Annotated in this window: 13 protein-coding genes; all 13 read right to left on the bottom strand. The window is 30.2% G+C overall.

The window, feature by feature from the left end; translation table 11 throughout:
• Positions 1-274: 274 nt before the first annotated feature.
• Entirely contained in the window at positions 275-757 is a 483-nt protein-coding gene (locus K8344_RS13435) for a hypothetical protein (RefSeq protein ID WP_237609193.1), read from the bottom strand.
• Positions 757-936 (bottom strand): hypothetical protein, encoded by a 180-nt coding sequence (locus tag K8344_RS13430; protein ID WP_237609192.1) that lies wholly within the window; start codon positions 934-936, stop codon positions 757-759. The genes K8344_RS13435 and K8344_RS13430 overlap by 1 nt, the downstream gene beginning before the upstream one ends.
• Positions 937-1102: 166 nt before the next feature.
• Complete coding sequence (locus K8344_RS13425) at positions 1103-1582, bottom strand: hypothetical protein (RefSeq protein ID WP_237609191.1); 480 nt, start codon at positions 1580-1582, stop codon at positions 1103-1105.
• A 209-nt stretch (positions 1583-1791) separates the two neighbouring features.
• Positions 1792-2388 carry a hypothetical protein gene (locus K8344_RS13420; RefSeq protein ID WP_237609190.1) on the bottom strand — a complete coding sequence of 199 codons (597 nt, stop codon included), beginning with the start codon at positions 2386-2388 and terminating at the stop codon, positions 1792-1794.
• A 186-nt stretch (positions 2389-2574) separates the two neighbouring features.
• A complete protein-coding gene (locus K8344_RS13415) occupies positions 2575-3372 on the bottom strand; it encodes a CPBP family intramembrane glutamic endopeptidase (protein WP_237609189.1) in 798 nt (265 codons plus the stop codon).
• Between the two features lie 176 nt (positions 3373-3548).
• Complete coding sequence (locus tag K8344_RS13410) at positions 3549-3953, bottom strand: hypothetical protein (RefSeq protein ID WP_237609188.1); 405 nt, start codon at positions 3951-3953, stop codon at positions 3549-3551.
• Between the two features lie 150 nt (positions 3954-4103).
• Complete coding sequence (locus tag K8344_RS13405; protein WP_237609187.1) at positions 4104-4679, bottom strand: hypothetical protein; 576 nt, start codon at positions 4677-4679, stop codon at positions 4104-4106.
• Between the two features lie 227 nt (positions 4680-4906).
• Positions 4907-6829 (bottom strand): HEAT repeat domain-containing protein, encoded by a 1923-nt coding sequence (locus tag K8344_RS13400; RefSeq protein ID WP_237609186.1) that lies wholly within the window; start codon positions 6827-6829, stop codon positions 4907-4909.
• A gap of 318 nt (positions 6830-7147) precedes the next feature.
• Positions 7148-7678: a toxin-antitoxin system YwqK family antitoxin gene (locus K8344_RS13395; RefSeq protein ID WP_237609185.1), complete on the bottom strand. Its 531-nt coding sequence runs from the start codon at positions 7676-7678 to the stop codon at positions 7148-7150.
• A gap of 38 nt (positions 7679-7716) precedes the next feature.
• A complete protein-coding gene (locus tag K8344_RS14175) occupies positions 7717-7848 on the bottom strand; it encodes a hypothetical protein (RefSeq protein WP_262913435.1) in 132 nt (43 codons plus the stop codon).
• Complete coding sequence (locus K8344_RS13390; RefSeq protein WP_237609184.1) at positions 7833-8423, bottom strand: hypothetical protein; 591 nt, start codon at positions 8421-8423, stop codon at positions 7833-7835. The genes K8344_RS14175 and K8344_RS13390 overlap by 16 nt, the downstream gene beginning before the upstream one ends.
• Positions 8424-8607: 184 nt before the next feature.
• On the bottom strand, positions 8608-8880 hold the full coding sequence (locus K8344_RS13385) for a hypothetical protein (RefSeq protein ID WP_237609183.1): 273 nt from the start codon (positions 8878-8880) through the stop codon (positions 8608-8610).
• 45 nt (positions 8881-8925) lie between these two features.
• Entirely contained in the window at positions 8926-9351 is a 426-nt protein-coding gene (locus K8344_RS13380) for a hypothetical protein (RefSeq protein WP_237609182.1), read from the bottom strand.
• Positions 9352-9492 lie beyond the last annotated feature (141 nt).

Here is a 9492-nt window from a genome sequence, read left to right as displayed (position 1 = left end):
AAAATACTGATTATTTTCCTTCTAAATCCGCGCGCTTTACTGATTTTTTAAATAACCTAGCAAGCAAGGGTTATTGCACACAACGGTTTTGTATAAGAATAGTAGGGCTGAAAACAGTCGCAAACCATTCGGTTAAACACAAGCCGAATTTTTAAATTTTTCTTATTATTTTTTTTCTCAATAAGCCAAATTTAAAAATTTGGCGACCTCGCAAAAGTGCCATTAACATTAGGTTAAGCACTCATTGCCCTATTATTTTTATACGTTGTTGTGGTTAGTTTTTTCCGTCCCTAATTTCAAGGTATCTTCCGAAAATTATTCCACAAATAATTGCAATTCCAGAAGTTAACCTTAACGGAATATCCAATTTTTCATTTCTAAAATTACCATTATTTGGCGGTAATGCTTTATCCAAATTAGCAAAAAACTCTTGAATTAGTTGTTCGTTTACATTTAATGAATGAGCAATTCCATTTCGCAATTTGTTTATAATCCGAGTTGCTTCTAAAATTAGAGTTCCTTCATTCTCAAAATTCCCAAAATGAACCAACATTTTTAATTTGGTCGCATAAGTAAAATTCTCTTTGAAAAAGTTTGACTTTTTTGTTTGAGATAGACTTTCTAAATAGCAGTTAATCGCAAATTCCGTAAATAAATGTCCTTTTAGCAAAACTAAAGTCACATCTGTTAATTGGCTTAATTCATTTGTCAAAAAATGACCAAATTCGTCTTCACTAAAATCTCTTACTTTTTCCATTAAAATAATTCTCTCAAAATCAATCCAATTCCAATTATTATCGCTCCAATTCCGCCAGTTTGTATTTTAAATGATAATCCGCCAGTTTTATTTTCGCTTTTAAGTTTTTGATAATATTTAATCAGCATAATTCCAGCAAAAATTGATAGAATTCCGATTAAAATATTAATGTAATTCATTAGCGAAAAGTTTTTTTTAAATTAACCACAACGTTTCGTATAACCGCAGTTACGGATAAATATACGAGGTTTTTCGGTTAAGCATAGATGTTAGCAATTATGCGTGGATTCAGACGTAGTCGAATCCGCCGTAATTGCGGTTATACATTGTTGTGCACAGTATTTTCTATCCGTTAAATAAATTATTAGTTCTGTTTTCAATTAGTTCATTTTGGTTTAGTATTTTTATCGAAGTACTGTCAGATTTTAATATCAATTGTCCTTTTTCTTCTCCGATCAAAATTTCATATTTATGCAAGAAGATCCGCTTTGTTAAATCATAAGATTCATCCGTGTAATTAAGCCCATTATGTTCTTTAAATTCGATTTGGCTACCATTCTTAATGAAGTCAACTGTAATTCTCTCACTTTTAAATCCTGGCAAAATAACGGCAGAATGAGCGTTTATAAATTTAATTTTCTCGGCATTTTCATATCCGACGACATTTAAAGATATTTCTATATCAGAACTTATTGTTTCCGGATAAACTGAATTATCCAAATATTTTATTTCATCAATTATCCATTCTCCTTCCAAGTCTTTGGGAACAGTTTCGGAGCAGGAAAAAATAATTATTAATAGGAGTAATGAGTAAAGTTTCTTCATATTGTGCACAACGTCTCCGTATATGAAACGTAGCATGTAAAAAGACACTATCGGTTCGGATTAAACACGAGCCGAATTTTTAAATTTTCCTTTTTAGTTTAATTTTCTCAAAAAACCAAATTTAAAAATTTGGCGGTCTTCACAAATACACAAAAACTTCTTGAAAATCCTGTAATAGCTATGTTTTATATACATTGTTAGCCACTTTGCTATTCCGCCATTTTCTTAATCGCCTCTTTGTATAAGTTATCCATTAATTCTTCCTGGCCAGTTAGTTCCCAAAACCTCAGTTGAAATTGTATCAGTATTTGGTCAATATTTTCCATATTATGTGCATTGGTATCGAAGTAATAATCTAATATTTTAGCTATTGTTCTTTCAGTTAAGACTTCCTGCATAGAATATATGTGGGTCAATTTTTGGGTACTTTCAAAATCAAACTCTGATATGATACCAGTTGATTTGGCTGATTCCCAAGCTGTATTTGTTAATATGGCATCAATCAAGCTTTCATTATTAGTTAGTACTCCGAGATTTAGAAATTCGTATTTTAGCAATTCGGTTTTTAAGCTGTCATTCTGTCCTTCAATTATTTCCGTTATTCGATTTCTTATTTCCATATGTTTTTCTTTCCAATTGACCAGTATTTTTGAATTTTGAGATAATTCTTTCTGAATACTTTCAATAGCAACTGTTTTCTTTTGATTGGTTTTATAGTCGTCAAACAATTTATTGATAAAAAGCGCAAACAATACACTAAAGATTATTAATAATCCTTCCGCAAAATATTTTTTCAAGTTCTTCATTTTTTTTGCATTGTGGCTAACGGTTGTGTATATGGCTTGTAGCGTGTAAATTAGCGATTATTTTTCGGTTTATTCACAAGCCAAATTTTAAATTTTACTACTTATTTTTTTATTGGAAAGTTGTCAAATTTAAAAATTTGGCGATTTTCCAAACACACCTTAACTTTGGATTAAGCAACTGACCAGCTATGAGCTATATACGTTGTTAGCTGTAGTTATTTTTTTCATTCCAAACAATATTAATGTAATTCCAATTCCAAATACTGTCCAATAAATTAGGTTATATTTAAGTCCAAAAATCCATTTGTAATATATCTCCCCATAATTTTCAAAAATAAACCAACTTAAATTTGCTAAGATATGTAATATGATAGTGTAAGAAATATTCTTAGTTTTTTTATAGATTATGCAACAAATAATACCGAAAATTAAAGTAGGTATAAGGTTTCTGTAACTCGGTAGATGAATAAGAGAAAATAATATGCTTGAAGTTATTATTGATAAATTCTCGGAATATTTCTTTGATAATTTCGTATACATATATTTTCGAAATAGAAGTTCTTCAAATATTGGTGCTAATATTATGTAATATAACCCAGTGTAAATTAATGAAATATTAGGCTTTTTAGATTGTACATATGGTTCGTTAACAATTCCATTGAGAAAGTCAACAATTTTGCTAAAATCAAAAAATGGTCTATCAAATAACTCAAGTCCAATAGTTAAAATTAAGAGGTAGAAAACAATTTTTAAGTTGATTGTTCCGATCTTATTATTCATATTTTCCCAGTCGAAACTTATTCTAAATATTTTAAAAATAGTTAAATAACCAATTATTGTTGTAATTATAGGAATTAGTCCAATGTAGTGAATCACGTAATTATTTGGAATTGATTCTTTTATTAATTGATCGATTCCAAGATAAATTGCAATGTGAATTATTGAAAGCAATATTGAAATTAATAAGGCTTTGAGGATGCTCATTTTAATTACAGCTAACGTTGATGTATATGAGCTGTGGCGTGTTTTAGCACGAACCTCTCAAAATAAAAACTGGCTTTGGAAAATCCGCAGGATTTTCCAAGTAGGCACAGGCCAAGCCATAGCTTATATACGGTGTTAGCACCTGTGGTTATTCAGTTCTTGTTTTTAGTTTCAGCTTATTTTTTCTTTTTACTTATCCATCTATTATTAAAACCTTCAGCTTCGGAATATACAATTTCGGCATTTCCAAATACGAGCAGAGTTCCTTCGTCAGCACCAATTGTTTCTGTTAGTGCGTTTTCAATAGACATTCTTTTTTGGTCAATATTTTTATTTTCCGAAATCACATAACAATCTTTAATATTTCCAATTGATTTAATTCGGTCTTTTATTATTTCAGATTCGTTTCCGTCCACACTTTCAAATAAGTTTTGATTTAGAAAATCCGATTTGGATAAGTCCTTTAGGAATTTCGGTCGGGTTTTTCCATTCTGTACAAAATTCACGTATCTATCTCGCTTCTCTGAATTCAGGAATTTTGTAATTACTTTAATTTCCAAATCTATTTCGCTGTCAATCATTTTCGCGTTTTTTTTCCATTGGTGCTAACGGTTTTGTGTATGATTTCGTTGCGTGTTTAAGCACTAAAGTTAGCAAATAAATCACAGATAGAAAGTCCGCGAGGACTTTCGTAAGTAGGCTATAACTAGCAATGAATTATACACGGTGTTCTACGCAGTTTTTATTTCCGTTAATATTTTTCCATTACCATTCAGTTCGTACTTATAACCTTCCCAATCTATTAATTCAATTCGGTTTTCGACAATTTTAAATTCCGTTTTTCCATCTGGATTCACGAAAATATCTCTCGCACTAAAATTCCATTTAGTTTCTCCATTTTTATCAATTCGGCTAACTTGAATTTCTCCGTGAACGATAAAATCCTCGTCAAACTCATAAATTCCGAAACAAGTAGCAATGTCATATTGATTTCTCCAATTAGCAGATAAATCTGTTAAATTCAGAGAGTATATTTGGTCAGAACAGCAAATATAAATTCTGTCATTTTTGATTAGAAATGAGTTTTCAGAAATTCCAGTTGCTCTTCCAGTTTCCAGTAGTAATACGCTACACTTTTCAATTCCGTTTTCTGTTATTCGAATTCCGTGTTTTGAGGAAGGTTGATATTCCAATTCAATTCCTAAATCGGCTGGATAATGTTTCTTAAATCTTTGACCAAATTCCGCTGAATCCAAATCAGATTCATTTGTTATTTCAATTACGGAATTTTGATATTTTACTTTCATTTTGTTGGTTTGGTCAAATTGCGTAGAACGGTCTTGTATATGGCTCGTAGCGTGCAAATTAGCGATAACTCTTCGGTTAAGCACGAGCCGAATTTTTTAATTTTCTTATTACTTTTCTTTTCAATAAGCCAAATTAAAAAATTTGGCGGACTTCGCAAATATGCCTAAATTTCCGATTAAGCAAATACCCAGCTATGAGCTATATACGTTGTTGCCAGTAGTGTTTTTTAATTTAGGTTTGATTTACAACTCTCAATTGCTTTATTTAACTTCCTCTTTTCAAAATCCGTTTTTGCATATTCAAATTCAGATAACTTTTGTAAAAAAATCATATCATCTTTGTCTGGATTAGTTGAAATATATTTTAGAAATTCAGTCATTAGTCCATCCTTAAATTCTAAGGGTTCACTACCTCCTAAATTTTGAACTATATAACCTGTTGTAAGTCTTATGTTATCTTTGTTATAACCTTGTTCAATTAATTTATCTCGAACAGAATTAAAAGTCGGCTCAATTTCTTTCCATTCATTTTTGTTTGAGTTTATTATTACATTCAACGAATAGTCAATAATTGCATCAGTTTTTGAGTCGATTTGTAACAAGAATTCAATTCTTTCAATGTCAGGTTCTTTTTCCAATAATGAGATTTGTTTTCTAAATTCGTTCTCAACATTTTGTTTCTTATCAAAAAGAAGATTGTTTTTCCTAAATTTTGAATTAAAACCATAATATTCAAACATTGCATCATAGATAAGTGATTTTACCTCTATCATTTTTAATTGATTAAATGATGAAATGTATTCTTGAAGCCAGTCTTTTTTATTGTCAATATTTTCACCTCTTTTCATTTCCATTACTTTCTTAAAATCTGAGATGAGAAATTCTCTTACTTCTTGATTGTCAAAATTAGAAAGTCCGCAACACCAAGAAATTGTAAACTCCTTGCTAGGGTGAATAGTTTTGTCGTGATTTGAAATATATGACATCAATGATGGAATACATTCTGTTAAATCATTTTCAGTTATTAAATCACATATTTCATAAATTAAGTCATTTGTTCCCTTTTCTAAATGACTATTTAGGTACGGTATATAATCTTTAGTTCCTAATTTATTGAGAACATTGAATGTTGTCATAAACAAGTATTCATTATCGGTGTTTAGTAATGGCAATAATTTTGGAATTGCTGGTTTGTATTCTAATTCTCCCAAAGTTTTTATAATTTCAATTTTTCCTCCGTCCACACTATTCTGAACAGGATCCATTAAGTTTTGAGGATAAATCCCATCTTCTCCAGCCTTTGAGAGTTTTGATAGTAATATTGGACCGATGAAGTCAGAACCTTCGCTTGATAGTTGCCTAACAGCTTCTCCTTGTACTATGCTATTTTTGTTATCCAATAGTTTAACTAACAAATCTCTTGAGGAATTACCTTTTATATTACCCAATAATTTAGCTAAAGCATAAAGTGAATTATCTAAATTGGTTTTATAAATGTCCTCGTAAATAGAATTATATTTTTTATATGATGTTAGATATAGCATCATCAGAACTTGTGATGTTTTATCATTAGATAAATTATCGGAAAGTTCAGATAATAGATAATGATGAAAACTCTTTTTTTTACTATTAAATGAATTTAAAAACTCTTCAAATTCTTTAAGTGAATAGAATTTTTGATTATCATAAAATGTAGTTTGTATCAAGTCATATTGTACTTTTTTTGACTTCACCTTTAAGTCTCCTGATGTTGGTGTCCAAACATAGTAAGCATTGTTGTTTTTTAGAGCATTTACATATGGTATTAGTTCTTTGTCTTCTTTTATTTGTTCTTCCCAATATTCAAGATTTCTTTTAGAAGGCTTATTCTTATTTAAAAAAACAATGAATTTATCTCCAATTTTCATTTTATCAATCGGACCATAGCGATTACTAAAACCTGAAATCCAGATTATATCGGAATTGACTTTTCCTTTATAGATTGTTAGAATTTTTGCTTGTGCTCTAAAATCACCATTACTTACGTATTCAACAAGAGCAATAGCATCTGATTCAGCTATCATTACTTTCCAACTTGGGTCTTTCCAACTATCGGCTTTTGCAGTTAGATGAATAAATATTAGAAAGAATATAAATAAGAGTTTTTTCATATTTTTTGTTTTCACTAAACTAATCACATTTCCGGAATTAGAATAATAGAAATGTGTAAACAGTACATTTGAATGAGTAAATAATCTTGGATTACGATGTTTCTCAACATTACTGGCAACGTTTAGTATAAAAGAAGTAGGGCTGTAAATAAACAATTAACTTTCGGATTATCCACAAGCCAAATCTTTTGGATTTTGTTTTTAATTTTTTCTTCAAAAAGCCAAATCAAAAGATTTGGCGACCTCGCAAATAAGCCTGAAACATTGGGTTCAGCACGTACTTGCCCTATTTTTTTTATACAGTGTTGTAGGTAGTTTTTAATCTTTCCCCATATCCCATTCGTCAATAAAACTACTCTTTTCTATTTCTGAAATATCCTTTTCAGTTGGTATAATTTTCTTTCCATTTTTGTCATAAAAAACCCAACTATCAGTTACAAATCCAAAGTTTATTTCGTCTCCTCCTTCACAACTCGTTTCTTTATGTTTTTTTCCGATTTTGTATGTGCCATTGGCTTTTAAATTTCCATTGTCGTAATAGTAATTCCATTCTCCAAATTTATAACTGTAAAATCCGTCACAAATTCCGCCTGTACAACATTGAGTATAAGTATCCAATTTATAATTCCCAGAAGCCTTTAAAATTCCGTTTTTGTAAAATTCTTTCCAAAATCCAATTCGATAGTTATTAAATTCTTTGTGAAATTCATCTATTGCTCCAACGCTTTTAATTTCTCCGCTTTCGTAGTATTCGGTTATTGTATTTTTTATCGGAAGTTCAGATTTAATTTGAGCTGTTTTACAGCTTACAAATAATAAAAAAGTTAGAATGTAAAGTGTATTTCTCATTTTTTAAATTACCTACAACGGTCTCGTATAACCGTCAGTTACGGGTTAATATGCGTTAATTTTCGGTTTAGCACAGGCTTTAGCAATTCCGAGTGGATTCGGACGTAGTCGAATCCGCCGTAATTGCGGTTATACATTGTTGTAGGTAGTGCTTTTATAATTGTGGCCATCCGAAACTATTTAGTTTTTTTGTTTCCATATTATATTCTTTCAGCCTAACATTTGTTTCAAACCAACCGTGCCAACCTCCAATCCAGCTTTTTGTCAATTGGTCTTTTAATCCATAAGGGTCTTTACTAAAATCAATAAATTGAATTACTAATATTCTTTGTCCGTTTTCAATAAAACCTAAATATTGTCGGTCAAATTTGATGCTCATTTTTGCTTCTTTTTTATTCCATTTCATTAGGTTTTGGAAATCCTTTTGTCTTTCCTCAAGAGTCCATTCAGTATTATCCTTAAATCTCACAAAATTTTGATTGTAGGCAAATCTTTTGTCGGAATCCAAATACTGCTTATTTATTTCAATTTCGGCTTTTCTGATTTCATTTTCAGTCGGTGTAAATCTGTTCGATAATCTACCTTTATTGAAGTTGGCTTCATATTCTTTCGGAAATATCACTCCTGTACTTTTCTCTAAATCAAGAATTTTCATTTCTCTTTTTACTTCGTCAGAAAGTGGTTCGAGTACAACTCCGTGATTTACGTTGAACTTGGAACTTCCACAACTTAATGTCAAAGTCAAAATGATTGATATGTAAATGGTCTTTTTCAGCATTACCTACAACGTGTTTGTATAAGATTAGTTGCGTGGTTTAAGCAACTAATTTAGCAAATACAAACCGAATAGAAAATCCGCAAGGATTTTCGTAAGTAGGCTTGCACTAGCAATTAATTTTATACGGTGTTGTAAGCAGTTTTTTTGTATTCTATTTTTCGTTTCGGTATTCGGAAAAATAAATTTCCATTCCAATTTGATTTAAAATATTAATAACTTTTGAACTTAAAATTGCTCCACCACCACTTGCATCTTTCCTAATTCCAAATCCGATATCCGCAACATATTTTCCTTTTGGTAGATTTTTTCCTTCTTCATTCAGCCATTTTTCCAATTCGTCCATTTGAGTAGGTAAGTCCCAATCTTCGTCACATAGATATTTTATCGTTTCAAAATTTTCTTCTTTGTATATGTTAATTGGCATCTATGATTTTATCTAATTACTCACAATTATTGTTGTAAGCAGTTTTTATTCCGCTAATCTATTTTGTCCGTTTTCTGTTTTTACAAATTTTGCTTTGCTCTTTTCAATAATCTGCGTCAAATTCGTAAAATCTCCAATTCCTCTTGAAACTTCTGAAATTTTAACTGATTTTCCGTCTTTTAGGAAAATTAGAAGGTTTATAGAATCGCTATATTCAATTCCGTTTTCTCTTATATTTTCTAAATCCAAATTCAGTTCTTTCTCAACATTGTTAATTACGGAATATGGTCCAAGAATTAGTAATTCATTCCACTCAAAACTATTCAGTTTGGTCAAGTCAATTATTTCTGAATCCAATTTAAATTCCGCCTCAATTTTTTCAGTCAGAGTATTGTCGGAATGCAATGGATTCAAGTATTGACAAGAAAACAAAATCAAAAATATTATTCCAATTCCTATTAGTCTTTTCATTTCCTCAAATTGCTTACAACGTTTAGTATAAAAGAAGTAGGGCTGTAAATAAGCGATTAATTTTCGGATTAACCATAAGCCAAATCTTTTGCATTTTGTTTTATTATTTCTCTAAAAGCCAAATCAAAAGATTTGGCGACC

This window comes from Aequorivita xiaoshiensis (assembly GCF_022008395.1).
GTDB classification, from domain to species: Bacteria; Bacteroidota; Bacteroidia; order Flavobacteriales; family Flavobacteriaceae; genus Aequorivita; species Aequorivita xiaoshiensis.
Note: the sequence above shows the minus strand (reverse complement) of the source record. Positions and strands in the feature narration are given on the sequence as shown.

What these genes read in the sequence shown, in the direction of transcription:
- K8344_RS13425 (WP_237609191.1), bottom strand. Translation starts at nt 1,582, where the DNA reads ATGAAGAAACTTTACTCATTACTCCTATTAATAATTATTTTTTCCTGC.
- K8344_RS13435 (WP_237609193.1), bottom strand. Translation starts at nt 757, where the DNA reads ATGGAAAAAGTAAGAGATTTTAGTGAAGACGAATTTGGTCATTTTTTG.
- K8344_RS13405 (WP_237609187.1), bottom strand. Translation starts at nt 4,679, where the DNA reads ATGAAAGTAAAATATCAAAATTCCGTAATTGAAATAACAAATGAATCT.
- K8344_RS13385 (WP_237609183.1), bottom strand. Translation starts at nt 8,880, where the DNA reads ATGCCAATTAACATATACAAAGAAGAAAATTTTGAAACGATAAAATAT.
- K8344_RS13380 (WP_237609182.1), bottom strand. Translation starts at nt 9,351, where the DNA reads ATGAAAAGACTAATAGGAATTGGAATAATATTTTTGATTTTGTTTTCT.
- K8344_RS13400 (WP_237609186.1), bottom strand. Translation starts at nt 6,829, where the DNA reads ATGAAAAAACTCTTATTTATATTCTTTCTAATATTTATTCATCTAACT.
- K8344_RS13410 (WP_237609188.1), bottom strand. Translation starts at nt 3,953, where the DNA reads ATGATTGACAGCGAAATAGATTTGGAAATTAAAGTAATTACAAAATTC.
- K8344_RS13420 (WP_237609190.1), bottom strand. Translation starts at nt 2,388, where the DNA reads ATGAAGAACTTGAAAAAATATTTTGCGGAAGGATTATTAATAATCTTT.
- K8344_RS14175 (WP_262913435.1), bottom strand. Translation starts at nt 7,848, where the DNA reads ATGGCCACAATTATAAAAGCACTACCTACAACAATGTATAACCGCAAT.
- K8344_RS13415 (WP_237609189.1), bottom strand. Translation starts at nt 3,372, where the DNA reads ATGAGCATCCTCAAAGCCTTATTAATTTCAATATTGCTTTCAATAATT.
- K8344_RS13430 (WP_237609192.1), bottom strand. Translation starts at nt 936, where the DNA reads ATGAATTACATTAATATTTTAATCGGAATTCTATCAATTTTTGCTGGA.
- K8344_RS13395 (WP_237609185.1), bottom strand. Translation starts at nt 7,678, where the DNA reads ATGAGAAATACACTTTACATTCTAACTTTTTTATTATTTGTAAGCTGT.